This is a genomic window from Rhizobium sp. CAU 1783 (genome assembly GCF_054551725.1).
In genome coordinates this window covers 693,914-718,603 of the sequence record NZ_JBTOLM010000002.1, presented here as the reverse complement: position 1 = coordinate 718,603, position 24,690 = coordinate 693,914, and the positions used below count along the sequence as shown (strand labels likewise).

24 protein-coding genes are annotated in these 24,690 nt (G+C 63.8%); 12 read left to right on the top strand and 12 right to left on the bottom strand.

Annotation, left to right across the window (positions count from 1 at the left end; genetic code table 11):
* Positions 1–5: 5 nt before the first annotated feature.
* Positions 6–611 carry a HupE/UreJ family protein gene (locus ACX93L_RS10245; protein ID WP_459404741.1) on the bottom strand — a complete coding sequence of 202 codons (606 nt, stop codon included), beginning with the start codon at positions 609–611 and terminating at the stop codon, positions 6–8.
* A 142-nt stretch (positions 612–753) separates the two neighbouring features.
* Between ACX93L_RS10245 and ACX93L_RS10240 the strand changes: the two genes are divergently transcribed.
* Complete coding sequence (locus tag ACX93L_RS10240) at positions 754–1,407, top strand: HupE/UreJ family protein (protein WP_459404740.1); 654 nt, start codon at positions 754–756, stop codon at positions 1,405–1,407.
* 105 nt (positions 1,408–1,512) lie between these two features.
* Here ACX93L_RS10240 and ACX93L_RS10235 read toward each other — a convergent pair whose 3' ends face one another.
* From ACX93L_RS10235 to ACX93L_RS10195, 9 genes are all read right to left on the bottom strand, one after another.
* Positions 1,513–2,172, bottom strand: coding sequence for a peroxiredoxin (locus ACX93L_RS10235; RefSeq protein WP_169590531.1), 660 nt, complete (start codon positions 2,170–2,172; stop codon positions 1,513–1,515).
* Between the two features lie 221 nt (positions 2,173–2,393).
* The gene (locus ACX93L_RS10230) at positions 2,394–3,923 is read right to left on the bottom strand and encodes a GMC family oxidoreductase (RefSeq protein WP_459404739.1); all 1,530 of its coding nucleotides are present in this window, start codon (positions 3,921–3,923) and stop codon (positions 2,394–2,396) included.
* A 3-nt stretch (positions 3,924–3,926) separates the two neighbouring features.
* Complete coding sequence (locus tag ACX93L_RS10225) at positions 3,927–4,970, bottom strand: M29 family metallopeptidase (protein ID WP_169590534.1); 1,044 nt, start codon at positions 4,968–4,970, stop codon at positions 3,927–3,929.
* Positions 4,971–5,107: 137 nt separating this feature from the next.
* Positions 5,108–5,623, bottom strand: a complete 516-nt coding sequence (locus tag ACX93L_RS10220; protein ID WP_459404738.1) for a flavin reductase family protein — start codon at positions 5,621–5,623, stop codon at positions 5,108–5,110.
* Positions 5,620–6,918, bottom strand: a complete 1,299-nt coding sequence (locus ACX93L_RS10215) for an amidase (protein ID WP_459404737.1) — start codon at positions 6,916–6,918, stop codon at positions 5,620–5,622. The genes ACX93L_RS10220 and ACX93L_RS10215 overlap by 4 nt, the downstream gene beginning before the upstream one ends.
* Positions 6,919–6,929: 11 nt before the next feature.
* Positions 6,930–8,348 carry an amidase gene (locus tag ACX93L_RS10210; RefSeq protein WP_459404736.1) on the bottom strand — a complete coding sequence of 473 codons (1,419 nt, stop codon included), beginning with the start codon at positions 8,346–8,348 and terminating at the stop codon, positions 6,930–6,932.
* 4 nt (positions 8,349–8,352) lie between these two features.
* Positions 8,353–8,742, bottom strand: coding sequence for a nuclear transport factor 2 family protein (locus ACX93L_RS10205; protein WP_459404735.1), 390 nt, complete (start codon positions 8,740–8,742; stop codon positions 8,353–8,355).
* Between the two features lie 69 nt (positions 8,743–8,811).
* Positions 8,812–10,302: a 4-hydroxyphenylacetate 3-hydroxylase N-terminal domain-containing protein gene (locus ACX93L_RS10200; protein WP_459404734.1), complete on the bottom strand. Its 1,491-nt coding sequence runs from the start codon at positions 10,300–10,302 to the stop codon at positions 8,812–8,814.
* Positions 10,303–10,361: 59 nt separating this feature from the next.
* The gene (locus ACX93L_RS10195; protein ID WP_147181963.1) at positions 10,362–10,763 is read right to left on the bottom strand and encodes a carboxymuconolactone decarboxylase family protein; all 402 of its coding nucleotides are present in this window, start codon (positions 10,761–10,763) and stop codon (positions 10,362–10,364) included.
* A gap of 182 nt (positions 10,764–10,945) precedes the next feature.
* Between ACX93L_RS10195 and ACX93L_RS10190 the strand changes: the two genes are divergently transcribed.
* The 6 genes from ACX93L_RS10190 (at position 10,946) to ACX93L_RS10165 (ending at position 17,317) form a co-directional block, all read left to right on the top strand.
* Entirely contained in the window at positions 10,946–11,794 is an 849-nt protein-coding gene (locus ACX93L_RS10190) for an N-acyl homoserine lactonase family protein (RefSeq protein WP_459404733.1), read from the top strand.
* Positions 11,791–12,573, top strand: coding sequence for an SDR family oxidoreductase (locus tag ACX93L_RS10185; protein ID WP_459404732.1), 783 nt, complete (start codon positions 11,791–11,793; stop codon positions 12,571–12,573). Before ACX93L_RS10190 ends, ACX93L_RS10185 begins: the two co-directional genes overlap by 4 nt.
* A gap of 29 nt (positions 12,574–12,602) precedes the next feature.
* Positions 12,603–13,499 (top strand): NAD(P)-dependent oxidoreductase, encoded by an 897-nt coding sequence (locus tag ACX93L_RS10180; protein ID WP_459404731.1) that lies wholly within the window; start codon positions 12,603–12,605, stop codon positions 13,497–13,499.
* Position 13,500: 1 nt separating this feature from the next.
* Positions 13,501–14,856: an MmgE/PrpD family protein gene (locus ACX93L_RS10175; protein ID WP_459404730.1), complete on the top strand. Its 1,356-nt coding sequence runs from the start codon at positions 13,501–13,503 to the stop codon at positions 14,854–14,856.
* Between the two features lie 24 nt (positions 14,857–14,880).
* Positions 14,881–16,065 carry a pyridoxamine--pyruvate transaminase gene (gene ppaT / locus ACX93L_RS10170; RefSeq protein ID WP_459404729.1) on the top strand — a complete coding sequence of 395 codons (1,185 nt, stop codon included), beginning with the start codon at positions 14,881–14,883 and terminating at the stop codon, positions 16,063–16,065.
* Positions 16,066–16,600: 535 nt separating this feature from the next.
* Positions 16,601–17,317 carry a GntR family transcriptional regulator gene (locus ACX93L_RS10165; RefSeq protein ID WP_169590559.1) on the top strand — a complete coding sequence of 239 codons (717 nt, stop codon included), beginning with the start codon at positions 16,601–16,603 and terminating at the stop codon, positions 17,315–17,317.
* Positions 17,318–17,356: 39 nt separating this feature from the next.
* On the opposite strand, the gene ACX93L_RS10160 is transcribed toward ACX93L_RS10165, so the two are convergent.
* A complete protein-coding gene (locus ACX93L_RS10160) occupies positions 17,357–18,124 on the bottom strand; it encodes an SDR family oxidoreductase (RefSeq protein WP_459404728.1) in 768 nt (255 codons plus the stop codon).
* A gap of 276 nt (positions 18,125–18,400) precedes the next feature.
* Positions 18,401–18,817, bottom strand: a complete 417-nt coding sequence (locus tag ACX93L_RS10155; protein WP_459404727.1) for a hypothetical protein — start codon at positions 18,815–18,817, stop codon at positions 18,401–18,403.
* A 77-nt stretch (positions 18,818–18,894) separates the two neighbouring features.
* Here ACX93L_RS10155 and ACX93L_RS10150 point away from each other — a divergent pair, with 77 nt between their 5' ends.
* The 5 genes from ACX93L_RS10150 to ACX93L_RS10130 all read left to right on the top strand — a co-directional run bounded on the left by ACX93L_RS10150 (position 18,895) and on the right by ACX93L_RS10130 (position 24,687).
* Complete coding sequence (locus tag ACX93L_RS10150) at positions 18,895–19,938, top strand: putative B6 ABC transporter substrate-binding protein (RefSeq protein ID WP_459404726.1); 1,044 nt, start codon at positions 18,895–18,897, stop codon at positions 19,936–19,938.
* Positions 19,939–20,013: 75 nt separating this feature from the next.
* Complete coding sequence (locus ACX93L_RS10145; protein WP_459404725.1) at positions 20,014–21,585, top strand: putative B6 ABC transporter ATP-binding protein; 1,572 nt, start codon at positions 20,014–20,016, stop codon at positions 21,583–21,585.
* A complete protein-coding gene (locus ACX93L_RS10140; protein ID WP_459404724.1) occupies positions 21,582–22,673 on the top strand; it encodes a putative B6 ABC transporter permease subunit 2 in 1,092 nt (363 codons plus the stop codon). The genes ACX93L_RS10145 and ACX93L_RS10140 overlap by 4 nt, the downstream gene beginning before the upstream one ends.
* Before the next feature lie 14 nt (positions 22,674–22,687).
* The gene (locus ACX93L_RS10135) at positions 22,688–23,620 is read left to right on the top strand and encodes a putative B6 ABC transporter permease subunit 1 (RefSeq protein WP_459404723.1); all 933 of its coding nucleotides are present in this window, start codon (positions 22,688–22,690) and stop codon (positions 23,618–23,620) included.
* An 89-nt stretch (positions 23,621–23,709) separates the two neighbouring features.
* Positions 23,710–24,687: an adenylyltransferase/cytidyltransferase family protein gene (locus ACX93L_RS10130; protein ID WP_459404722.1), complete on the top strand. Its 978-nt coding sequence runs from the start codon at positions 23,710–23,712 to the stop codon at positions 24,685–24,687.
* The last annotated feature ends 3 nt before the right edge of the window (positions 24,688–24,690 follow it).

The window sequence follows — 24,690 nt, the reverse complement described above, 5'->3', positions numbered from 1 at the left end:
CGCCCTCAGGCGACGAGGAAGTAGAGGCCGCCGAGGCCGATCAGGCCACCCAGCGCACGGGAAAGTTCGCCACCCCGGAAACGTTGGAAGGCGAGACCGACGGCGATACCGACAAGGTGGACGAGCCCGGTCGCCACAACGAAGCCGATCGCATAGTCGGCGGGGTCAGCCGCGGCCGGCAGTTCCGCGCCGTGGGCATAGCCGTGAAAGACCGCGAAGATGCCGATGACCAGCACGGCCAACCACTCCGGCGGGCGCCAGACGACCGCGATCGCAGCGCCGAGCGCCACGATTGAAAGGGCGATCCCGCTTTCGACCGCCGGCAGCGGAACGCCCGCAATGCCGATGATGCCTCCGAGCACCATGATCAGTGGGAAGGCGATCGGCAGCGACCAGACGGAGCGCCCACCCATCTGGGCCCCCCAGAGGCCGACGCAGAACATCGCGAGAAGATGGTCTGGCCCGGAGAGCGGATGTTCGAAGCCATGGAGGAAACCACCTGACTGTCCCTGCAGGACATGGGCCTCGGCGATACCGGGGTCGAGAGCGAGCATCAGCGCCGCGGCCATTGCCGAAAGCAGGCGAGCCGGCGAAAGCCTCAAAAAGCGCATGGTTTCCAGACTCCGTTTGATGGAGAAGCGTCGAATGGCCAAGATCGTCCGATCTATACCCGAATCGTGGTTGCTTGTAGACGGTTCGGTGTAGCAGATGCGGCTGCGGCTGACGCCCCGCGAAAATGACCGGAGAAACGCCATGCCAGACCGATCGAGCTTTTTCCGCCGCCGTCCGGCGACGTCGATTTGCCTGTCGCGTCCCCGTCGGCCGAAGTTCCTTTTCGCCTTGCTCGGCTTCTGCCTCGCATCCACACTGCCGTCGGCGGCACTCGCCCATACGATCGGCGGACCGATGGGCGGTTTCGGCAGCGGTTTCGGGCACCCTCTCGCCGGCTTCGACCATTTCCTCGCGATGCTGGCAGTCGGCCTCTGGGGGGCACAGATGGGCGGGCGATCCGTCTGGTCGCTGCCGGCCACCTTCCCGCTCATCATGTGCATCGGCGGCGTCGCCGGCATGCTTGGACTGATGCCGGACGAGACCATCCGGTTGGCGATCGCGATTTCGCTGGTCGTGCTCGGCGGCGTGATTGCCGCACGCTGGGTGGCGCCGGAATGGGCCGCGCTGGTGATCGTTGCCTTCTTTGCCATTTTCCATGGATACCCACACGGCCAGCTGACATTGCGCGCCGCAGATCCCGCCGCCTTCACCGTCGGCTTCGTCGTGTCGACCGGAGCGATCCACATTCTCGGCATCGCGGTCGGCTACGGGCTCGGCCGCATCTGGAACGGCAGGCTGGTTCAGGCACTCGGCGCGGGGATCGTCGCCTGCGGCATCTATTTCCTGTTCTTCTGAGTCGGGGCCTCTCTCCGGACAACCAAACCGCAAAACGAAAGACGGCCCGCCTCCCGAAGGAGCGGGCCGTGCCCAATCCGGCGGCTACCGCCTGAAACGTGACGATCAGGCCTGCGGCTGACGCGTCTTGCGAAGGTAGGGCAGCACGGTCTCGTAGGAGCCGAAGCGCTTCAGCGCATCCTCGTTCGACACGGCAGCGGTGATGATGACATCCTCGCCCTGCTTCCAGTTGGCGGGCGTGGCCACCTGGTGGCGGGCCGTCAGCTGGATGGAGTCGATTGTGCGCAGGATCTCCTCGAAATTGCGTCCGGTGGTCATCGGATAGGTCAGGATCAGCTTGATCTTCTTGTCCGGGCCGATGACGTAGACCGAGCGCACGGTCGCGTTGTCGGCCGGGGTACGACCCTCCGAGCTTTCGCCGGCATCGTCCGGCAGCATATCATAGAGCTTGGCGACCTTGAGATCCTTGTCACCGATCAGCGGATATTCCACGTCGAAGCCGGTGGCAACGCGGATGTCCTGCTTCCACTTCACATGGCTTTCGACCGGATCGACGGAGATGCCGATGACCTTGACGCCCCGCTTGCGGAACTCGTCGTCAAGCCCGGCCATGGCGCCGAGCTCCGTGGTGCAGACGGGCGTGAAATTCTTCGGATGGGAGAAAAGAACAGCCCAGCTGTCGCCGATCCAGTCATGAAAACTGATCGGCCCCTGCGTCGTGTCGGCGGTGAAATCGGGGGCGGTCTGATTAATACGCAAGGTCATGGCAAATCTCCGGGAAAGTACAGATGCCGGATATTTGCAGTTTCGCCGCGACCTGTCGGCGAAGGTTTGTCTCTCTTCGGAGACGTTTCCGCGAAATTGTGCTCAGAATGATGGCACGGGCGAAATAGTGGTCCGGTCGGACACCTTCCCTTCACGGCGCCCGACCGGTGCTCATTGTCAAACAGGATCTCCCGACCGTGAAACAGGCGATGAGGCTTCGTTCACGCCCCTTCGATCTGTCGCGCAAAGGTCTCGGCGATCGCCTGGATGGCTGCGTGGATCGGCCCCGCCGTCAAACCCGGCAACACGGAACCGTCAACGACATAAAGGTTGTCCAGACCTCGCAGGCGCAGGCTGGAATCGACGACTGCGGCATCATCCTTGCCCATGCGGCAGGTGCCGGAGGGATGGTGATGCGTGATCGCCGCCTTGGCGATGAAGGTATCGATTTCCTCTTCCGTGTCGAGCGGCCCGGGCAGAAGCTCGTGGCTGCGCCATTCGTCGAGCTCCGGTCGGTGTCCGATCTCGCGCGCCGCAGCAAGTGCCGCGCGGAACATGCGGCGGTCGTGCTCGGTTTGCAGGTAGCAAGGGTCGATCTGCAACGGATCGGTCATCTCCGGTCCGGAGATGCGCAGCTCTCCCCGGCTTGTGGGATGCGTCACGCCGAACAGGAAGGAATAGGCCGTCCCCGGCGCAGGGGCCGCGAAGCTCTCCGAGACGATAGGAGCGACGCCGCAGCCGACCACGATTTCAGGCTGGCCGTCGGCGCCGAAATCGCCGGCACGCATATAGGCCATGCTTTCGGAATGCTGCAGACGCGACGGGGGCACGTCTTTCCGGGCGGCATAGAGATTACCCGCCCCGAGCAGGTGGTCCATCAGGTTACGACCAAGTTCCGGTGACTTGATGCGGCAGGCGACGCCGGCCTGTTTCAGGACGTCTTCGGGGCCGATCCCGGAACGCATCAGCAGCGCCGGGCTCTCCAGCGAACCGGCAGAGAGGACGATCGTGTCGGCGCTGACGTCGGTGCTGCCGTTCGGTCCGACGACTTCGAGGCCCGAGATCTTCGGCCCGTCGAGAACGAGCTTGCGGACGAGCGTCTCCGTCATGATCGTCAGGTTCGGCCGTGCGCGCACTGCCGGCGTGAGCCAGGCCTCCGACACGGTGACGCGCTTGCCGTCCCTGATCATCAGGGAATTGGGCGTGACGCCGACCATCTTGCCGGTGTTGTGGCCCGGAATGCGTGAAAGGCCCAAGGCTTCGCCCGCCCGCATATAGGCCTGCGCCAGGGGGCTCACCTCATCGTCAGGGATCCAGACAGGCATCGGCCCGCCCTTGCCGTGGATACCGTCGCCGCCGAGCGAATGGTCCTCGATGGCGAGGAAAGCCGGAAGCAGGCCATCCCAGCTCCAGCGCTCGTCGCCCGTCGCTTCCGCCCACACGGCGAAGTCGGCGGGATGACCGCGCATGTAGCCCATGGCGTGCAGGAGGCTCGATCCACCGAGCGCCTTGCCGCGTGCCCAGGCGTGGCTGCGCCCCGCCGTGCCCTTCTGGGGAAGCGTGCGGTAGTCCCAGTCGTAGCTGCGATGCTGGATCGCCGGCCACATGGCAGGCTTGGCGATATCGGGATCGGTCGGCTCGCCGCCGGCTTCGATCAGCAGAACCTGCCGCGCGGGATCCTCGCTCAGGCGCGCCGCGAGAAGGGCGCCGGCTGAGCCGGCGCCGATGATGACCATGTCATAATGTGCCATGGCTTATTTCTGATCTTCAGGGATGACCACGCCATCGAGAGTCATGACTTCGCCGTCGAGCGATACCGAGCAGTTGCGGAGCGGGATGTCGAGATGGCACGGCGTGTCGCGATCACCACCGGCCTCGGTGTTCGGGCCAGACGACCAGAGGAAGTTGCCGGCGAAGGAGCGGGCGTCCATGCCGAGCTGGGCTTCGGGATTGTAGAGACCGAGCACAGTCCAGTTCGCGCGGTTTTCGAGGCCCCAGCCGACATGCGCCATCGCATAAGCGCGCGGATCGTTGAAGCTGTCCATGAACTTGCGCATGAATTCAGCATCATAGCCGCCCTTGATGTCGACGATGTAGCCCTTCTCGATCGTCACGGTGATCGGCGCGCGCGCATATTTCTTGAACGGCAGGAGGATGTCGCCCTCGTCGATCACGATCGTGCCCTCGGCGCTGCCTTCGTCGGGCCAGCGGGCCGAGAAGCAGCTCGGCCAGTGGTCCCAGCGGCCGGGCTCGTCGGCGAGGCCGTACTGGGTGAGCACCGGATACTGGCCCAGGCGGCAGCGGAAATCCGTCCCCGCCTTCGAGGTCACATGCATCTCCTTTGCCGCGCCGATCTTGCGGGCGGCCGCGAGAACACGGGCCTTGTCTTGCGGGCGCGGGATCTGGCGCATCATGATTTCCGGCGGCTCGACCGCCAGCAGCATGCGGGTGCCGCCCTTCAGCACCTCTTCCTGCTCCTTGGAAAACAGGAGCTGCAGGGTGTCGATCACCAGGTCGGAAGCCTGGAGGCAGGCAAGCGCGGCGCTGTTGCCTTCGAGTGGCGTCTTGCCGACATAGCCGGACTTGTCCGGCGACAGTGCCTTTTCGCCATTCATCGGCGCGAGATTCAGTTCCGTGACCACAGCCCCCAGATCCGATGCGGCGAGCTTGGCGATGTAGGCGATCTGCTTGTTGCTGTCGTCGCCGGTCAGGATGGTGACCTGCTCACCCTGTTTCAGGTTGCACATTTCGAGCACCTGTCTCCAGCCCTTCAAGAACTGCGCGTCACTGATTGCCATGATGTCGTACCTCCGTTGGGCCATTGCCCGTTGAATATGTGGCTGCGACCAGGCGCGGATCCGGTCGGGCCGGATCGAGGGCGCTCTCTGCTTTTTGTCTTGTGGTCGAAGAGCCGGTTCCCGATTTCGCTAACCGTTCAGAGTGCGGTCTGATTGGCCAGCGAGAAAAAGTTGCGATTGTAGTGAAGCAGTGGCGAGGTTTCCGGCCCGAAGCGGATGGCCTTCACATTGCCGATGAAAATGGAGTGGCTCGACGTTTCCGAAACCGAGGCAATCTCGCAGTCGAGATTGGCCATCGCGCCATCGAGGGCCGGAGCGCCGGTCGCCAGAGTCGTCCAGCCATAAGGGGCGAACTTGTCCTCGCCCATCTCGCCGACCTGGCCGGCGAAGCGCATGGCGATCTCCCGCTGATCGTCAGCGAGAATGTTGACGCAGAAACTTCCTGCCGCGGTGATGGCCTTGTGTGCCTCGCCGAAACGGTTGACGCAGACCAGCATCGACGGCGGCGTCATCGACATCGAGCAGACCGCGGTCGCGGTGAGCCCGCGGCGGGTCGCCCCCTCGCCTGCCGTGATGATGTTGACCGTTGCCGCGAGCTGCCGCATGGCCGAACGAAAGTCGTCTACCAACGGATCCGTGGGAAACTGGGTCATTGGATGCCTCCTTTGGCAGAAATGGCGGTTTCCAGGAATTGCGCGGCGGAGACCAGGCGATGGTCCGAACCGCGGGCGCCGACCAACTGGACGCCGACGGGCAGGCCCTGCGGACCCTTCATCACCGGCAGGCAGACCAGGGGCACCTGAAGCACGCTCCAGAGCCGGTTGAAGATCGGATCGCCCGTCGCCATGCCCTTCGGCGCCTCGCCCGGGGCCGCGAGCGTCAGCACGGCATCGAAACGCGACAGGATCGCATCCATCAGATGGCGGATACCCGGGATTTCGGTCATGGCCGAGCGATAGCGGATCTCGTCGATGCGTCCCTGGTCTTCCAGCATGGTCCGCGTAACGGGGGTAAGGCCGTCCCAGTTGCGGGCGATTTCGGACGCCAGCGAGTGGGTCACTTCCCAGCCCATGACGGCCTCGTGCAGATCAAAGATGCCGTCGTACCAGGCGGGTGCCGGGATGAGGGTCGTTTCCGCACCCGCGGCTTCCGCCATGGCGGCAAGGCGTTCGACCGCCTCGATCGAGCAGCTTTCGGCCTTGTCGAGACGGGTTCCGGTCAGGATCCCGATGCGCGGGCGCGCTGGCGGTGTCGGGTTTTCAAGGTCGATCCGACCGCTGAGGGCGGCGGCGCAATGGGCAGCGTCGCCAATGTTGCGCGTGATGATGCCGAGCGTGTCCAACCCGTGGCAGAGCACCTTGATGCCGACCGTATTGATGAGCCCAAAGCTCGGTTTGAACGCCGTCACGCCGCAGAAGCTGGAGGGGCGGATCACCGAGCCGGATGTCTGTGTACCAAAGGCGACCGGCACCATGCCGGCGGCGACCGCGGCGCAGGAGCCCGACGAGGAACCGCCGGGGGTATGGTCCGGATTGTGCGGATTGCGGGTCTTGTTGGGGCTCGCCATCGCGAGTTCGGTGCTGACGGTCTTACCGAGGATCAGCCCGCCGGCATTCCTGGCGTTCTGCACGCAGGCAGCATCCCACGGTGGCCGAAAGCCATCATAGATGGAGGTGCCATAGCCTGTCGGCATGTCGGCGGTGTCGATCACATCCTTCACGCCGATCGGCACGCCGGCAAGGGGACCCGTCACGCCCTGCCGGTCCATGGCGTCGGCAGAGGCAAGCGCCCGATCGGCATCGAGATGCTGCCAGGCCATCACCGGCCCGTCGGTCTTCTCGATTTGCTTCAGATAGGCTTCTGTGACGGCCCGTACCGTAAGCGCACGCGAACGGATGGCCGAGGCGATGTCCCGAGCGGTCAACGCGAGGATTTCATGGTCTTGCACGCGATTTCTCCTCAGCCGAACAGGGCGGGTCGCCGGTTGAACCACGGGGCGGAACGCTCCAGTTCCCCGGCCAGGGAAAGAAGCAGGGCATCCTTTCCGAAGGCAGCGCCGAAATGCGACCCGACAGGCAGGCCCTTCGCGCTCATGCCCAGCGGCACCGACATGGCCGGGCAGCCCGAGGTGTTGAATACCGCGGTGAAGGGCGAATGGGACCAGAACAGGTCGTAGAATTCGTCGAGCGACTTGCCGCGACCGGCGAGCTTGCCCAAGAGGGGTGCGGGCTCTGCCGCCGCAGGCGTCAGCATGACGTCATACCGACTGAAGAAGGCCGCCATCGCACGCGACGAGGCGTGCAGCTGGTTGATCGCCCAGAGGTAGCGCGTGCCGGGAACGGCCAGCGCCTCATGGATCCATTCCTGGTTGACCGGCTCAAGCTTCGTAAGGTTCGGCGATGTCGGGTCGCCGCCAGTCACGCCGAGAGCGACATTGACCCCGACGACAATGCGCCATGCGGTCTTCAGCGCCTCGGCATCATAGCCGGCATCCTGGACCGTCTCGACATGATGCCCAAGGCCTTCGAGAAGGCGTGCCGTTTCTTCGACGCTAGAAACCATGTCCGGCTCGACAGAACTGCCCGTAGGAGAGCCGGTGATCAAGGCCACCTTCAAACGGGGCGGCGTCTTGTCGACCGCCAAAAGATAGCTGCCGGGAACGGCCGGCGACGCCCAGGGATCGCCCGCATCCGCACCGGCGGATATGTCGAGCATTGCGGCGTTGTCGCGAACCGACCAGGACACCGCATGCGGGGTCGACATGCCGCCGATCGCCTCGGCCGTGGCCGGACCAACGGGATTGACGAGCCGTGACGGCTTGAAGCCGAACAGTCCGCAATGGCTGGCCGGAAGTCTCGTCGAGCCGGCACCGTCGGAACTGTTGGCGATCGGGACCATGCCGCTTGCGACCGCCGCAGTCGAGCCGCCGGACGAACCGCCGGCCGTGCGGGCAAGATCCCAGGGATTGCGGGTGGGGCCGAAGGCGTCGGGCTCCGAGGTGAAGCTCAGGGCAAATTCCGGCGTGTTGGACTTGCCGAGGATCACCATGCCCGCGGCCTTGTAGCGCGCGGTGATGGTGGAATCGCGCTTGCTGACATTGTTGCGCAGCAGCTCCGATCCGGTCGACAGGATCATGCCCTCGGCTTCGAAACCGGTATTCTTCAGCAGTGTGGGAACGCCCGAAAGGGGGCTTGCCGGCAAGCCGTCCGCCACCTGCTTGCGGGCGAGGTCGAAATGCGCGTGCACGACGGCGTTCAGTTTCGGGTTCAGCCGCTCGATCCGCTCGATCGCCGCCTCGAGAACCTCGCCGGCCGTGACTTGGCGTTTGGCAATCAGTCCCGACAGGGCGATGCCGTCCAGTGTCGCAAGGTCATCCATCGGTTCAGCCCATCTGCGCCTTGAAAAGGTCGAGGTCCCACATGTCCTTGCTCGAGGCAATCAGACCGTCGCGGATCTCAAAGATATGCAGACCATCGAGTTCGATCTGCCTTGGGGTCCCGTCGCCGCCGCGAGGCGTGAAGGTGCCGGTCATGACATAGGGTACTGCAACCTGATTGGCCGCACGGACATAGCCGCGACGGTCCCAGGCGACATCGGGAAGCATCCGCCAGAAGCCGACCAACCCTTCGGCAAGTGCAGTACGCCCTTCGCGGCGCTTGCCCATCGCGACTTCCTCGTGCCAGCCGTCGGGATGATAGAGGGAGGCCACCTGGTCCGCATCGCGTGACGCGTAGGCCTGATAGAGGCAGTCAATGAGCGTGGCGTGATCCATCGCGGGCTCCCGCATTGTCGAAAAGAGAGGACCCCGCCCTTCTTCGGGTCGGGCGGGGTCGACTTGGGTTCACTCGATACCGGCGATCTTCTTCACCTGAGCGACATATCCGTCACGCTTGACTTCGTTGTAAAGCCTTGCGCGAAGGGCGGGAGCCGGGGTGGCGTTGACGTTCTCGAACAGGGCGACGCGACCCGCGAGCGAGCCGGAGGTCATGTCCCAGATGAAGTTCATCAGCTGCTCCTTGACCATGGCCGAGACGCCGTGGCCGGGCAGAAGTTCATGCAGGAAGTGGCCGACTTCGGGGTTGTCGAATGCCTTCTTACCGAAGCGCATGACGAGGCCCTGACCGCACATTTCCTGAAGGATGTGGATGATCTTCGGGTAGTTCTCGATCGAGTAGAGACGGCCGGCCGTCAGCATCCCGACATCCGGGCGCATGACATCGCCTTCCGTCGGCACGGCGAGAGCCTCAGCCGCCGTCACGAAGGCGCGCAGCGTCTGGGCGTACTCGACGAGCTGGCCGAGCATCATCTGCACGGCGGGGATCTTGCCGGTGCCGAGATAGTCGAGGACCATCTGCCCTGCCCCAACGAAAAGCTCGGCCTTGACGGCCAGACGGGTGAGCACGTGCCAGTGCGCGAAGACGCAGACCGGGCCGTAATAGCTCATCGCGGTCGGATCGCCGAGATTGAAGAGCCGCTCCTTCGGAACGAAGACGTTGTCGAAGACGATGAATTGGTCGGCTTCCTCACCGAGGCTGGAGACCGGATGATCGAACTTGCTGGACAATGGCTGCGACACCATTTCGCGCGAGATCATCTTGATGCCGGGGGTGTCGATCGGCACCGAACCCCAGATGCAGGCATCAGCCGGCGTTTCCTGGATACCACCGAGATTGGTGAAGAAGATGTCGTTCGCCTGGGCGGCGATTGAGCCCACGGTCTTGGCGCCGTAGATATAGACGCCGTCCTTGGTGACCTTGCGGGCCTTGAGCAGCGACGCCTCGGAAGCCTTAGGCGACGAGCGGTCTGCCTGGGGGCCGGCAAGGCTTTCGGATGCGGTCAGGTTGTTGTTCTGACCGTATTCCATGTAGCGTTCGATGTTTTCGGCGAAATCCGGGTCGATGCCTTCGATCAGCGACTTCTTTTTCTTGAAAGTCGGCAGGTAGGCATAGAGGCCGACGACGATGGACGGCGCGAGATCCGGCGGGCGGCCGAAGGTGCCGGCGGTCTTGAGCGAGGTGTATTCGATCATCCTGCGGCGCGCCGCCAGGTCTTCCTTGGTGCGCGGGATCTGCCAGGAACGGCTCAGAACGGCACCGGCCTTTTCGTCGTAATAGGTCGTCGCGTCGGCATGTTCATCGGTGAACTGGTCGTCGAACATCGACGCGAGAAGGTCGATGCCGCGTGCCAGCGCCGGCTCGTCATAGACCGAGTTCAGCTTTTCGCCGCCGACCCAGATCTGGCGGTTATCTTTCAGCGATTCCTTGTATTGCTCACCAGTCTTGAGCTTGTGCGGCACGTCCTTTACGGACTTTTTCGTTCCCGTCTCTGTCATTTAGGCCTCCTGTTGAAATTCGAATTGCCGATCGCGCCCCCTCGGGCGCCAAGGCCAAATCAAGCTTTTTCTTCGCGCACTTGGCGGATCACTTCCGAGGCGACCCGCATCGAGTCCAGCGCGGCCGGAACACCGCAGTAGATCGCCGCCTGCAGGATAACCTCGACGATCTCCTCCTCCGTCACGCCGTTGTTCAGCGCGCCGCGGACGTGGATCTTGACCTCGTGCGGACGGTTGAGGGCCGTCAACATCGCGAGATTGAGGAAACTGCGGGTCTTGCGTTCCAGTCCCGGGCGGGTCCAGATTTCTCCCCAGCACCACTCGGTCACGAGCTTCTGAAGGGGAGCGGTGAGGTCGTCGGCGCTGGCCAGCGACGGCGCCACATAGGCATCGCCGAGCACTTCACGCCTTACCTGCAGACCTTTCTGGAATTGTTCACCGCTGAATTCAGGACGAGTCATGCATCTCTCCGTTAAGGTGGACAGGAAGGCAGTTTTGGAGCCAGTGGCCCTGCCGTCCCGATGGCACCGATCTAGACATGCCGGACTTGACCTGTCAATAGATTGTATGACAAGATTACGGTCATATTGTAGGAGCCGTTTTTGACATCCGTCATCGGATGGCGACCAGGATTGGAACGAGAATGATTGACCAGACGGCGAAGCCGGATGAAGAAATTGCGCCGTTCGAGCTTTATGCCCTGCGCTATGCGACTCATGGCGGGCGCAGCGCCCGGGACAATTTTCTCCATGCGGATCCGCATGAATCAGGCGCCAATCTCGACTATTTCATCTGGCTTGCCAGGCGCGGAAGCGAAGTTTTCGTGATCGATACGGGGTTCGGTAGCGATGCGGCCAAGGCGCGCGGACGCACGCTGCTACGCGATCCGAAGGACGCGCTCGCCTTGCTCGGCATCGACGCCCGCAGTGTTTCGCAGGTCGTTCTGACCCATCTACACTATGATCATGCGGGCACCCTCGGGGACTTTCCAGAAGCCCGGTTCCATCTCCAGGTCGATGAAGCCGGGCATGCGACAGGCCCCTGCATGTGCGATCCAAAGGCACGCGCACCTTTCGACGTCGAGAACATCGTCGCTTATATCCGAAGCCTCTATGCCGGCAGGATCGAGTTTCACCGGGGCGACCGCGAACTTGCTCCGGGGTTCTGGCTCCATGCGGTGCCGGGCCACAGCGCCGGGCTTCAGGCCGTGCGCGTCATGACCGAGCGCGGATGGGTGGTGCTCGCATCCGACGCCACGCATTTCTACGCCAACATGGAACGCCGCAATCCCTTCCCCGTGCTCTTCGATGAAGCTGCACTCATTCGCGGTTACTCAAGGCTGATCGAGCTGGCGCCCAGCCTCGATCACATTGTGCCCGGGCACGATCCGGCGGTGATGCGCGCCTACCCCGCGGCCTCGACGGAACTGGAAGGTGTCGTCGTTCGGCTGGACGTCGCGCCTTCTTTGACATGGGAGGAGCTTTCGCGATGAAGACACCGGGCGGAAGAGGCGTTCTGATCACCGGTTCGGCCGTCGGCCTCGGGCTGGAACTGGCGCGATCCTTTGCGAAGGCCGGCGATCGGGTCTTTCTGACCGACATCCTGCCGGACGTGGAAGACACAGCCGACGCACTGGCCGAGGAAATCGGCCGCCCCGTCGGCGCGGTCGAAATCGACCTTTCGGAAGCAGGTGCCGCCGCCTGCCTCGTCGATGAAGCGGAAAGCCATCTCGGCACGATCGACGTGCTGATCAACAATGCCGTTGTCCGCAAGATGTCGCCGGTGGAAACGCTCGGCGATTCGGACTGGGATCGGGCGCTCGAGGTCAATCTTTCGGCCCCCTTCCGGCTGATCCGGGCATGCCTGCCAAAGATGCGTGAGCGCAACCAGGGGCGTATCATCAACATGGCCTCGGTCTACAGCCTGATGGCGCTTGCCGGGCGCGCGGACTACGTGACGACCAAGCATGCGATGATCGGACTGACGCGCACCGTCGCGCTCGAACTGGCAGCGACGCGCATCACCTGCAATGCGATCTGCCCGGGCCTGATGGCGACCGATTCGGCGCTCGAGCGCATCAAGACGCTCGCGGACGACAAGGGCATTTCCCGCGACGAGGCGGAGCGGCTTTTCCTTTCCACCCGGCAGCCGGGGGGCAAGTTCATTCCGATAGAAACGGTGACGGCGCTTGCGCAGTTCCTTTGCGACCCCTCCAGCGAGGGCATCAATGGTGCAGCCATCCCCGTGGACAATGGCTGGTCCTTCGCTTGAACGGCGGACCGCGACAACAGGAGAGTTGAATGACTGAGATTGGTTTCATTGGCCTCGGGAACATGGGCCGACCGATGGCGGAACGCATCATCGGCGCAGGCTACACGCTTGTCGTCAATGATCGCGTTGAAGCGGCGGTCGCTGCGCTGACGGCCGCCGGTGCTACCGCTGCGGCAACCATTGCCGAGCTCACCGCTCGCGCCGAAACGCTTTTCCTGTCGCTGCCCACGCCTGAAGTGGTGCTGACCGTCGGCCGAAGCATCGCGGAAAATCCCGGCTTCGTGAAGCGCGTCGTCGATCTTTCGACCACTGGCCCGAAGGCCGAGATGGATCTGGCGGAGATCCTGTCGGCTGCCGGGATCGCGTTGATCGACAGCCCGGTATCAGGCGGTGTCGCAGGCGCCACGAAGGGCACGCTGGCGCTGATGGCGGCCGGACCTTCAGCCGATTTCGCCGTCGTCGAGCCGATGCTTCTTGCGCTCGGCAAGGTGATCCGTGTCGCTGAAGAGCCCGGAAAGGCTCAGGTGATGAAGCTCATCAACAACATCTGCTCGGCCGCGGCGCTCGCCATCACCTCCGAGGCGATGGTGATGGGCGCCAAGGCGGGCCTTGATGCCGACGTGATGATCGAGGTTCTCAATGCCGGCTCCGGCCGCACCTCGGCGAGCGTCGACAAGATTCCGCGCTTCGTCCTGCCGCGCGGCTTCGACTTCGGCTTTGCGATCGCACTGTCGCTCAAGGACATCCGCCTTTGCCTCGAGGAAGCCGATCGCCTCGGCGTGCCCATGCTGGTCGGCAATGCCGTGCGGATGCTGTTTTCGATCACCAAGGCCGATTGCGGCCCGTCGGCCGACATGACGGCGATCATCCGTCCACTGGAAAAGTGGGCCGATACGGAAGTTCGTGGCAAGTCCGCCGGCGCCTGACATGAGCAGCATCAGCGCCATCGTTGCCGCTTTCGTCCATGCGCCGCCCGTGCTGCCCGACGCCGTGATCGCCGCCGGGCGGCGCTCGCTGCTCAACATGGTGGGCACGGCAATCGGCGGCTCCGGCGAGGCGGCGATCGACAAGCTGGCAGCGTTGCTGCCGGTCTTTTCCGGCCCGCCGACCAACACGGTGATCGGACGCCCTGAACGGGCCGACATGCTGTGGGCCGCCTACATCAATGCGGCCGCGGCAAACATCTTCGACTACGACGACACGCATATCCCAACGGTGATCCACCCCTCGGCACCTGTCGGCCCCGCCGTGCTGGCGCTCGCCGAAACCCTGGCCGCCCAAGGGCGCCCGGTCGGTGGTCGGGCGCTGATCGAGGCGTTCGTGCTTGGCGCGGAGATCACCTGCCGCCTAGGTAACGCCCTCCATCCGACGCATTATGCGCGCGGCTGGCACATCACATCGACCTGCGGGGTGTTCGGCGCCGCCATGGCGGCCGGGCGCCTGCTGGATCTTTCGCCTTCGCAATTGGTCGATGCGCTCGGGAATGCCCTGGCGCAAGGGGCGGGTTCCGTTGAAACGCTCGGCACCATGTCGAAAAGCCTCTCGGTGGGCCAAGCCGCGCGCGGCGGCCTGATGGCGGCGCTACTGGCGGCCGATGGCTATACCGGGCCCGCAGAGCCGCTCGAGGGCAAGCGCGGCTTCCTGGCGCTTCACGCCGATCAGCCGGACCTTGCTGCCATCACGGGCGAACTCGGCAGTCGCTGGGAGATCCTGAACAATACCTTCAAGCCCTATCCCTGCGGCGTTGTGCTGAACCCGGTGATCGAGGCATGCCTCGCGCTGTATGCGAAGGGCGGCTTCGACGCGGCCGACGTCGCATCGGTGGAACTGACCGGCCATCCGCTGCTGCGCCAGCGCACCGACAGGCCCGGCGTGACCAGCGGCCGATCGGCACAGGTCAGTGCGCAACATGCGGTCGCGGTCAGCCTGCTGACGGGGCGTGCCGATCTGGCCGCGTTCTCCGACGCCGCGGTCGCCGATCCGAACATCCACGCTTTCGGCGAAAAGATCGCCTTTCGCGACGACCCGGCTTCCGCTCTCGATGCGGTGCAGGTTCGTCTTCGCCTCACCGACGGGCAAGAGATCCTGCATGCCGTATCCGCCGCCAAGGGCGGGCTCGGACATCCGATGAGCGACGCCGACCTTGCCGGAAAATTCCGCAACCAAATCGCATGGCGACGCCTTTCGATGGATGGCGATGCCTTGATAACTGCCATCGAGGGGATCGAGGACGCCTCAGACGGCGCCGCATTCCTGCGTGCAACACGCCCCGCACCCTTTTAAGTCCAGAATATACAGGAGGAATTCATGAGCCAGAGAACATATTCGGATCCAATCTTCACGCTGACGACCGGCCCGGTGGACGCCTACCCTTCCGTGCTGCGCGCACTGTCCCGCCCGGTGCTCTACGACTATGATCCGGCCTTCCTGGAGCAATACGAGGCGACGAACGCCAAGGTCCGGCAGGTCTTCCACACGAGCACGCCACCGGTGATCCTGCAGGGCGAACCGGTGCTGGGACTGGAAGCCGCAGCCGCTTCGCTGATCGCCAAGAACGACGTGGTGCTCAACCTCGTCTCCGGTGTGTATGGCAAGGGCTTCGGCTTCTGGGCGGCGCGTTACGCCAAGGAGCTGGTCGAGCTTGAAGTTGCCTACAACGATGTCCTGACGGCCGATGCCGTCGCGGACATGCTGAAGAAGCGCCCCGACATTGCGATCGTCTCCCTTTGCCACCACGACACGCCATCCGGCACGGTCAATCCGGTCGCGGAAATAGGCGCGGTCGTGCGGGCCGCCGGCAAGCTGCTGATCGTCGATTCCGTCTCAGCCTTCGGCGGCATGGACGTCCTGCCTGAAACCTCCTGCGCCGACATCTTCGTCACGGGGCCGAACAAGTGCCTCGGTTGCCCCCCGGGATTGTCACTCCTGCATGTGAGCGAGGCCGCGTGGGAAAAGATTGCCGCCAACCCCGACGCGCCGACCGCTTCCATCCTCTCGATCAGCGACTGGAAACGGGCCCATGAGGCGAGCCGGCCGTTTCCCTTCACGCCATCCGTCTCGGAGATCTACGCCCTGGATGCCGCACTCGATCTCTACCTGGCCGAAGGGGAACAGGCGGTCTGGGCTCGCCATGCGCTGACGGCCAAGGCCTGCCGCGCCGGCATCCAGGCCGCAGGCCTCAAGCTCTGGGCGGCGCGCGAGGAGATCGCCTCGCCGACCTGCACCGCTGTCGCGATTCCGGAAGGCGTCGACGAAGCCAAACTCAGGGCATCCATCCGGGCGCGCTACGGCGTGGTCTTCTCGTCCGGCCGGGCCGAGACGCTGGGTAAGCTGACCCGCATCGGGCACATGGGCCCGACCGCCCGACCGACCTACTCGCTCATCTCCGTCGCGGCGATTGCCGGCGGGCTCCAGGCAGCTGGCGTCAAGGGGATCGATGTCGGGGCCGGCGTTGCCGCTGCCATGGCGGTAATCGACCAGACCCAGGCATAGAGGCGGGCCGGCATCCAAGTCTCGCCCATTCGACCAAGCCCTCCGGGAACCATGCGGCTTTCCGGGGGCTCTCCAGCCCGGCGCCTGTCCCGCATCCCGCCATGTCGGTCAGCGGGCTCGGCCGCAGGGAGCGGAAAGCTGTTGAGGATCACTGGAAGTCCTAAAATTGGGGGAGTAACCGCCGCTTCGGATTTGAGCAAAATCGATTATGTATCCGCCCCTGCCGCAGAGCGATTCGTCGCTTCGCCGTGCCGATACTGTAATCATACTCACTAATATCCCGGATCGAGAATGTTATTCCATTTCGAACTTTTCGCATATTCTCAACATCAGTGCCGTTGCTTGGATGATTCGTCACAATGAGAACCGAACGCTCAAAGCAAAGGCATCTGCAAGCCAGCTGGCCAGACGCGTCGCGGGAGGCGGCGCTGCATCCAAAACGGGCACCTCGGCAATCTACCGCTTTTAAAGCAGGCAATTTCCGTGTAGTAATACCGTATTATCAATTCTCAGTTCGCGAACGGGGCACAAACTGATGGCCAAGCTCTTGCAACGGAAGACACCGCCCAGCGACTTCAGGGTCGTCAAGGCCGCGGCACCGGTTCGCCACAGCGTCACCGAAAGCATTCGCGATTCGATCGCGGTCGGATATTTCAAGGCCGGGGAACGCATCACCGAACGCGATCTCTGCGAAATGACGGGCGTCAGCCGGACCGCCGTGCGTGAAGCCCTGCGCCAGCTCGAAAGCGAGGGCCTGGTGCAGGTCGTTCCGCATCGCGGGCCGATCGTCGCGCGTCTGCTCCCCGAACAGGCCGAGGGCATCTACCAGGTCCGCGTCGAGCTCGAGGGCCTTGCCTGTGAACTGTTTGCCCGCAATGCCACGGACGAGGACATCGAAGCCTTGAAGGCCGCGTTCGAGGTCCTGAAGCGCGGCGAGCACATCACGGACCCGCTGGAGCGGCTGACCGCGAAGAACGCCTTCTACGACTGCCTGATCTACGGCGCGCACAACGAGGCCCTGGGACACACGCTTTCCTCGCTCAACGCCCGCGTGATGGTGCTGCGCGCCACGTCGCTCGGCGCACCCGGACGCACGCGCGAAAGTCTCGAGGAACTGGAGGAGGTCGTCGGCCATCTCGCTGCACGGCGCGGCAAGGAGGCCCGCAAGGCCGCCGCGCGCCATGTGATGAACGCCGGCAAGACCGCGCTCGCCATCCTGCGCGAGCGGCTGGCCGAAGAAGGCGAAGAGTAAGCGTTCGGCCCGCTCGCGGGCCGAACCTCAGGTCCTGGTTCAGATTCCGGGGGTCGCGCCACCGTCCACGTTGATCACTGTGCCGTGAACGTATGATGCGGCCGGGCTGCAGAGAAAACGGACCACGTTTGCCACCTCGTCTGGATCGGCAAAGCGCTGGATACCCTGTTCGAGGCGCATTTCCTCGCGCGCATCCTCAAACGAAATTCCCCGGTCCCGGGCCAGCGTTTCGATCCGCTTGGCAAGGCGATCCGTGACGATGTGGCCGGGGCAGAGCGTATTGATCCGCATCCCCGTATCGACGGCGCGCTTGGAGATCGCCTTGGTGAAATTGATCAGCGCGGAGTTGACCGAGCCGCCGATGGTGAAGTCGGGCTCCGGAGTATGGGCGCCGACACCCGAAATGTTGACGATCACGCCCTTGCTCTCGGCGAGGGCTGACCAGGCGGCCCTGCAGAAGCGCACCGTCGCGTGAAACTTGAGGGCGAAGCCGTCGAGAAAATCCTCGTCGGTCAACGCAAAGAAATCGCCCCGCTTGGTCGCGCCAGCATTGTTGATCAGCGCGTCGATACGACCCGTCGCCTCCAACGTCGAGGCGACAACCTTTTCCGCGCCCCCCGCCTGGGAGAGATCAGCCGCGACAATGATGACCTTCGGCGAGCCCGCGGCCCGGGCCAATTCGGCGGTCGCTTCAAGGCCTTCCGCATCGCGTGCGCAGAGGCTCAGCGCGAAGCCGTCCCTTGCCAAGCCGATCGCAAAAGCTCGCCCCAATCCACGGCTGGCTCCGGTGACAATTGCAGTCCGCATATTCACTTTTCCTCTCGAGTCCAGCGATCAGGCCTTACAATAACGCATTTGAAATCATATGGTTAAGTTAAGGAAACGAAAATTCGCCCTCACCGCCCTTTTTCATTATTGTATTACGGTATGATCATGCTATCGTATTCTCACGCTGTCAATCGAGAACATCGCTATGGCTTTCCTGGCAATCTTTGATTCCTTGCTCTGCCAGCCCGGCCCTCCCGAAGAGGAGAGCCGGATTGCGCATCGCGCAGGACGGAAGACACAAGGCAGCAACAACTTCTACTGCGCGACGCAAAGGGTCTTCGCGCCCTCAACCGCGCAGCGCAGGCGAACCGGCTCGGGCGCGACACCTGCGCGACGTTCCAGCGGGATCTCGTTTCTGGTCCGCCAGTCGTCGCCCTTCCGGCCGCACCATACCCGCTGCACCGCCATTCTGTCGCCGACCGAATTCTTCTGGAACACCGTTCCGGAATCAACGTCGACACCCAGGCTGAAGGAAATGCTCGCGCCGGGCGCGGCTTCCCCGAGATCGGCGGAAAACCAGTGCGCAATGGCCGCGCTGCATTTCAGCGCAGTCTTGCCCGTATTCTCGACCGCAAAGTCCAGCGCCTGCGCGGCGGACAGGGCTGGAGTGGCTGCGAAGATCGAGACCAATGCGGGAATGAGAAGGAGGTGGACTTTCATATCGTGACCCAATTCTGCGGTTTTGTGATGAATAAAACCTAGCAGACTTCAAACTACCGTCAACAACAATCAAGAATGGGAACAATACAATGCGGAAGAAGATCAGATCGTCAGTAAGTATTGCTGCGATTATATTTGCTGTAAATGGATTTACTTCGGGCGCGTCTCTGGCCGCGGACCTGGACTCTATTGCCATTCTCGCCCCGGAAATGGGCACCGACATGGGCTGGAACCAGCAGGGCGTCGACGCCGCCAAGGCCGCTGGTGAAGCCGCAGGCGTGAAGGTGGTCGTGGCCGAAAACCTCGGTTACGGCGACGTTCGCCCGACCTTGCGCGAACTGGCCGAAGACGGTGCGGATCTCCTGATCGCCCACGCCTCCGGCTACAACACTGCGGCACCGGAAATCGGCGCGGAACTCGGCGTTCCGGTCGCCATCGTCGACAGCCCCGACAAGCTGGCCGCCGGCAAGATCGCCGACTACACCGCAGCCGGCAGCGACGGCGCCTACCTGGCCGGCCGTCTGGCCGCCAAGGTGACCCGCACCAAGGTCGTCGGCATCGTCGTTTCCGGTGAACCCCCGTCGTGGAACAACATGTCCGTCGCCTTCGCCGAAGGCGTCAAGGCCGAGAACCCGGCCGTCGAAGTCCGCTATGCGGTCATCGGCCCGGCAGCCTATGCGGATGCGGCCGGCGGCAAGCGCGTGACCGAAACGGTCATCGCCTCGGGCGCGGACATCATCTTCGGCCAGGGCAACGGATCGAGCTTCGGCATGCTGCAGGCCGTCGAAACCACCCCGGCAACCGACGGCGGCAAGGCCTATTTCATCGACGTGATCGGTGACAAGACCTCGATCGACAAGGGCCACCTGCTGTCCTCGGTCATCTGGAACCTCGAACCCGTCTATGCCGCGATGATCCAGGATCTGAAGGACGGCAAATACGGCAGCCACAACTACGACATCAAGCTCGCAGACGGCAGCCTCCGCCTGCTCAAGACCGCCAATGCTCCCGATTCCGTCTGGACGGAAATCGAGGCACTCCAGGCTGACATCGTTTCCGGCAAGATCAAGGTCGAGCCGAAATTCGATGCCGACAGCGTTCATGCGCTGGTGAAGACGGTCGGCTCCAACTGAGCCATCCTACTGCGAAACCGTATTGCCGCATGCATGACGCCTGCGGCAATACGGACTTTCATGAAGGAATTTGAGATGCAGGCGACAATCGAGGCTTCGGCCTCTCCGTCACACGCGCTCGGGAGACCGTTCATCGGTCTGCGCGGCGTTACCAAACGTTTTCCAGGCGTCATTGCCAACAACAACGTCAATATCGATATCTGGCCCGGCGAGGTGCATGTCCTGCTCGGCGAAAACGGCGCCGGCAAGTCGACCCTGGTCGGAATGCTGTCCGGCCTGCAGCAGCCGGACGACGGCGCAATCGAGATCGACGGAACTGCCGTTACCATTACTTCGCCTCGGCAGGCCCTTTCGCTCGGCATCGGAACCGTCTTCCAGCATTCCATGCTGGTCCCGAGCCTGAGCGTCGTGGACAATTTCACGCTCGACGGCGTCTGGTGGCACAAGCCGGATCGCAGCGGCGTTGCAAAACGCATTCACGAAACTGCAGACCGCGTCGGCCTGCGGGTCGACCCTTTCGCCCTGGTGTCCACGCTTTCGCTCGGCGAACGCCAGCAGGTCGAAATCCTGCGGGCGCTGATGCGCGGAAGCCGATGCCTGATCCTCGACGAGGCGACCGCCATGCTGACGCCGCACGAGGCCACCGCGCTCGGCGCGCTCATGCGCCGGCTTGCCGCCGACGGTCTCGCGGTCATCTTCATCACCCACAAGCTCAACGAGGCCCTGGCCTATGGCGACCGGATCTCGGTCCTCAGGCTCGGCCGCAATGCCGGCTCGATCGCCCCGGAAGAGCTCAAGGCACAATCGGACGAGCAGAACACGGCCAACATCATCGGCCTGATGTTCGGCCAGGCCGCCGTCGGCAAGACGGGTGACCAGCCGCGCCCGACGCGCGACTTCGGACCGGTGGTACTGAAGGTCGAAGGGCTCAACTCCCAGGCCGGGCGCATTCAGCTTGACAATGTCGCGCTCAGTGTGCGGGCGGGCGAAATCCTGGGGATCGCCGGTATCGACGGCAATGGCCAGAAGGAACTCGCCGAGGCGCTCGCGGGCCAGACGGAAGCATCCGGCAGCGTTCAGCTCAACGGAACGGAAATCGGAGGGCAGAATGTCGGCGCACGCCGCGCCGCCGGGCTCCGATACGTCACCGACGACCGTTTGGGCGAAGGCACGGTCGGCATCTTCGCGGTCGCCACCAATTTCCTGCTGAAGGACATCGGCGCCACCCCGTTCTGGCAAAGGGGTCTGGAAAAGACGAAGGCGATCAATGCGCAGGCCGCCGAGCACGTGCGCAATTTCGACATCAGGACCCCAAGCATCCAGACGCCGGTCGGCACATTGTCCGGCGGCAATATCCAGAAGGTTCTGCTGGCACGCGAGCTGACCGGGGCGGCAGAAGCGGTGATCTTCGCCAAACCGACCTACGGTCTCGACGTGAAGAACATTCGCGCGACGCGCGATCGCATCCGCGAGGCGGCAGATTCCGGCAAGGCGGTTATCTTGATCTCGACGGATCTCGACGAACTTCTGGAGCTGGCCGACCGGATCAGCGTGATTGACAGGGGCAAACTGCTGGGCGCCGTCCAGAATGGCCCGGGCGCGCGCGACGCAGTCGGCCGCCTGATGAGTACCGGAGAAGAAGAATGAGTGAACCACAGGCGACCGCCGCAACGGCGACACCCCCCGCCAGATCGAGGGCGTTCCCCGCCTGGGGCCGTATGCTGGCCATCAGCGTCGGGCCGCTATTCGCGGCTCTGGCGCTCGGCGGGATCATTCTTCTGGCCATGGGCGTCAACCCCTTGAGCTATTACGCCTATGTGGTAGAGCGGGCGATCCTTTCGCCGTCCGGCCTCTCGGCAACCCTGACCAGGATGGGCCCGTTTCTCCTGATCGCCGCCAGCCTGATCGTCGCGTTCCGCGCCGGCATCTGGAACCTCGGCGGTGACGGCCAGTTCCTGCTGGCCGCAGTGATCGTCGCGGCGGCAACGCCGGTGATGTTCGCCGCCGGTTTGCCGATCTGGGTCAACCTCTCGATCGGCCTTGTGATCGGTGCAGTGATCGGAGCGCTCTGGGGCGTCCTGCCGGCCCTGCTGAAGGCCTGGCACGGGATCAACGAAATCATCACGACGCTGATGATGAGCTTCCTCGGCGTGTCGCTCGCCAATGTGCTGGTCAAGCTCGCCTTCCTCGATCCCGGTACGACGACGCCGCAGACCCGTACGCTTCCGGTGGAGGCACGCCTGCCGAAACTGTTCGACACGACCGTATCGTCCGGCCTGATCGTCGGCCTGGTCGTCATCGTCGCCGTGCACCTGATGATGACGCGCACCTCGTTCGGCATGCGGCTCAGGCTTGTCGGCGCCAATCCGCGTGCCGCGGTCCATGCCGGGCTTTCCGTCCCGAAGCTGACGATCGCGGTCTTCGCGATCTCGGCGGGTCTTGCAGGCCTTTCTGGAGCGGTCGACATCCTCGGCACGCAAGGCAATGTTCGGGCCGACTGGAACCCCGCCTACAGCCTCATCGTCGTGCCACTGGTGTTTCTTGCGCGGCTGAACGGCTTCGGCTCCATCGCCTATGTCTTCCTGTTCTCGGCCCTGACCATCGGCGGTGAAAGTGCGGCCCGGCGGCTCGGCGTGCCAAGCTTCTTCTCGCTCGTCATCGTGGCGCTGCTGCTGATCACGCTCGCGCTTGCCGAATACCTCGACAAACGCCGCCACTACCGCACGAAATCCTGAGGAAGGTTTGAAACATGTCGCTCTTCACCGAAAGTTTCATCATCACCTTGTTCCTCGGAGCCATCTCGGCCGGGACACCGCTTCTGCTCGCCGGCCTCGGCGAACAGCTCTCCGAAAAGGCCGGGGTGCTCAACATCGGTCTCGAGGGCATGATCCTCGCCGGGGCCTATGCCGGCTTCCTTCTCGCATGGGTGAGCGGCAGCCCTGCCCTGGGCTTCCTCGGCGGTGCTGCCGCCGGCGCGCTGATCGCAGCCTTCATGGTGCTGTTCTGCGTGCGGCTCGGCCTTAACCAGATCGTCATCGGCATCGCGCTGACACTCGCGGTCCAGGGGCTGACGGCGCTCCTGCATTTCGTGCAGTTTTCCCGGAGCTACCCGCGTCTCGACGGCGTCTCGAAGTGGCCGATATGGCCGCTCTCCGACATTCCGGTGCTCGGGCCGATCCTGTTCAACCACAATCCGGTGGTCTATCTGGCAATCGCCTTCGTCGCGCTTTTCGCCTGGGTCTACCGGATGACGCATCTCGGCTCCGTGCTCCAGGCCGCCGGAGACAAGCCAGCAGCCCTCGATGCCATGGGCGTCGACGTGGTCCGCACCCGCAGCCTCGCCGTCCTCGCGACGGGTGCACTGGCTGGGCTCGGCGGCGCCTTCATGTCGGTCGCGGTCGCCGGCGTCTTCATCCCCTTCATGAGCCATGGCAACGGCTTCATCGCCATCGTTCTCGCTATGCTCGCCCGCGGACGTCCGTTCTGGGTTCTCGGAGGGGCACTGCTGTTCGGGGCCAGCCTTTCGCTCGCGACAGCCCTGCAGGTCGCCGGGGTGAATGTTCCGACCGACGTCATCCAGATGCTGCCGTTCGCAATGGTGATGATCGTGCTGCTCGTCGCCGGGCGAAAAGCGAGCCTGCCGCAGGCGCTTGGCGAGAGTTTCGTGCGCGGGGCTCGCTGAGCCGCCGACATTCTCAGGGGCCGGACATCTCCGGCCCCTGGAAAGACGTGCCACCACAATTTCTGCTCTTGTCGTGGAGAACAACTCGCATGAACGCACCTTTGCCGAGAGAAGCCCGCCTTCTGCATGGTCTCGACAACAGCCAGACCATCGAGATCGTGCGAGGCGCGCTCCCCTCCAATTCGAGGCTCGCCGGCGCCGTCATCGCACTCGGCAATTTCGACGGCTTTCACCGCGGCCACCGGTTCCTTCTGCAACAGGCGCATCGGCTCGCGGCTCGACGACTGCCAGTCGCGATCATGTCTGCGGAACCACATCCACGGCAGTTCTTCAATCCCGGCACGCCGCTCCAGAGGCTTGCCCTGCCAACGCAGAAACATCGCCTCGCCCGGGAACTCGGCCTGGATTACGTGTTCGAGCCCCGGTTCGACCAGAGCTTTGCATCGCTGACGCCCCATGCCTTCGTTCGCGAGGTCCTGCACGACATGCTGCAGGTGTCGAATGTGGTGGTCGGGGAGAACTTCCGCTTCGGCGCCGGACGGGCGGGCGATTGCACCATGCTGACCGAACTCTCGGCCGATCTGGGGATAGGGGTCGAAGTCGTCAGACTGCAGGGCCGCGTCTCGTCAAGCAGAATTCGCGATGCGCTCGCCCGCGGCGATCTCGACACCGTGCACGACTGTCTCGGCCGAGCCTGGGAAGCCAAGATCGATCAGAGCGGAAACGGCCATGTGCTGGCAAGCGGGCTGATACGCCCGGCCGAGGGGCAATATCTTGTCCATGATCCCGGCCGGGGGCAGACCTTCACGGTCCGGCTGGATGCCGGAGGACGGCTCGACGGGGTCCACCAGCACACCGATCGCATCGCCTTTCTGACCCGGTTGCCGGCTGTCTTCCTGGCATCCCGATACGCCGTCGGCCTGCCCTTACCTACAACAGCGGATGACCATGCATTCGACGAGCTTGCGGGCGCGACGGTGCCACATGACCATCGACCCGGCGCAGGCGTTCGCTCGTATGGAGCCCCGAATGGGCGCGGGGTGCGACCGCCACCTTGCGGCGGCTGATCC

What these genes read in the sequence shown, in the direction of transcription:
- ACX93L_RS10220 (WP_459404738.1), bottom strand. Translation starts at nt 5,623, where the DNA reads ATGACCCAGTTTCCCACGGATCCGTTGGTAGACGACTTTCGTTCGGCC.
- ACX93L_RS10235 (WP_169590531.1), bottom strand. Translation starts at nt 2,172, where the DNA reads ATGACCTTGCGTATTAATCAGACCGCCCCCGATTTCACCGCCGACACG.
- ACX93L_RS10140 (WP_459404724.1), top strand. Translation starts at nt 21,582, where the DNA reads ATGAGTGAACCACAGGCGACCGCCGCAACGGCGACACCCCCCGCCAGA.
- ACX93L_RS10165 (WP_169590559.1), top strand. Translation starts at nt 16,601, where the DNA reads ATGGCCAAGCTCTTGCAACGGAAGACACCGCCCAGCGACTTCAGGGTC.
- ACX93L_RS10195 (WP_147181963.1), bottom strand. Translation starts at nt 10,763, where the DNA reads ATGACTCGTCCTGAATTCAGCGGTGAACAATTCCAGAAAGGTCTGCAG.
- ACX93L_RS10160 (WP_459404728.1), bottom strand. Translation starts at nt 18,124, where the DNA reads ATGCGGACTGCAATTGTCACCGGAGCCAGCCGTGGATTGGGGCGAGCT.
- ACX93L_RS10230 (WP_459404739.1), bottom strand. Translation starts at nt 3,923, where the DNA reads ATGGCACATTATGACATGGTCATCATCGGCGCCGGCTCAGCCGGCGCC.
- ACX93L_RS10205 (WP_459404735.1), bottom strand. Translation starts at nt 8,742, where the DNA reads ATGGATCACGCCACGCTCATTGACTGCCTCTATCAGGCCTACGCGTCA.
- ACX93L_RS10175 (WP_459404730.1), top strand. Translation starts at nt 13,501, where the DNA reads ATGAGCAGCATCAGCGCCATCGTTGCCGCTTTCGTCCATGCGCCGCCC.
- ACX93L_RS10185 (WP_459404732.1), top strand. Translation starts at nt 11,791, where the DNA reads ATGAAGACACCGGGCGGAAGAGGCGTTCTGATCACCGGTTCGGCCGTC.
- ACX93L_RS10190 (WP_459404733.1), top strand. Translation starts at nt 10,946, where the DNA reads ATGATTGACCAGACGGCGAAGCCGGATGAAGAAATTGCGCCGTTCGAG.
- ACX93L_RS10225 (WP_169590534.1), bottom strand. Translation starts at nt 4,970, where the DNA reads ATGGCAATCAGTGACGCGCAGTTCTTGAAGGGCTGGAGACAGGTGCTC.
- ACX93L_RS10200 (WP_459404734.1), bottom strand. Translation starts at nt 10,302, where the DNA reads ATGACAGAGACGGGAACGAAAAAGTCCGTAAAGGACGTGCCGCACAAG.
- ACX93L_RS10240 (WP_459404740.1), top strand. Translation starts at nt 754, where the DNA reads ATGCCAGACCGATCGAGCTTTTTCCGCCGCCGTCCGGCGACGTCGATT.
- ACX93L_RS10210 (WP_459404736.1), bottom strand. Translation starts at nt 8,348, where the DNA reads ATGGATGACCTTGCGACACTGGACGGCATCGCCCTGTCGGGACTGATT.
- ppaT (WP_459404729.1), top strand. Translation starts at nt 14,881, where the DNA reads ATGAGCCAGAGAACATATTCGGATCCAATCTTCACGCTGACGACCGGC.
- ACX93L_RS10130 (WP_459404722.1), top strand. Translation starts at nt 23,710, where the DNA reads ATGAACGCACCTTTGCCGAGAGAAGCCCGCCTTCTGCATGGTCTCGAC.
- ACX93L_RS10180 (WP_459404731.1), top strand. Translation starts at nt 12,603, where the DNA reads ATGACTGAGATTGGTTTCATTGGCCTCGGGAACATGGGCCGACCGATG.
- ACX93L_RS10150 (WP_459404726.1), top strand. Translation starts at nt 18,895, where the DNA reads ATGCGGAAGAAGATCAGATCGTCAGTAAGTATTGCTGCGATTATATTT.
- ACX93L_RS10245 (WP_459404741.1), bottom strand. Translation starts at nt 611, where the DNA reads ATGCGCTTTTTGAGGCTTTCGCCGGCTCGCCTGCTTTCGGCAATGGCC.
- ACX93L_RS10135 (WP_459404723.1), top strand. Translation starts at nt 22,688, where the DNA reads ATGTCGCTCTTCACCGAAAGTTTCATCATCACCTTGTTCCTCGGAGCC.
- ACX93L_RS10145 (WP_459404725.1), top strand. Translation starts at nt 20,014, where the DNA reads ATGCAGGCGACAATCGAGGCTTCGGCCTCTCCGTCACACGCGCTCGGG.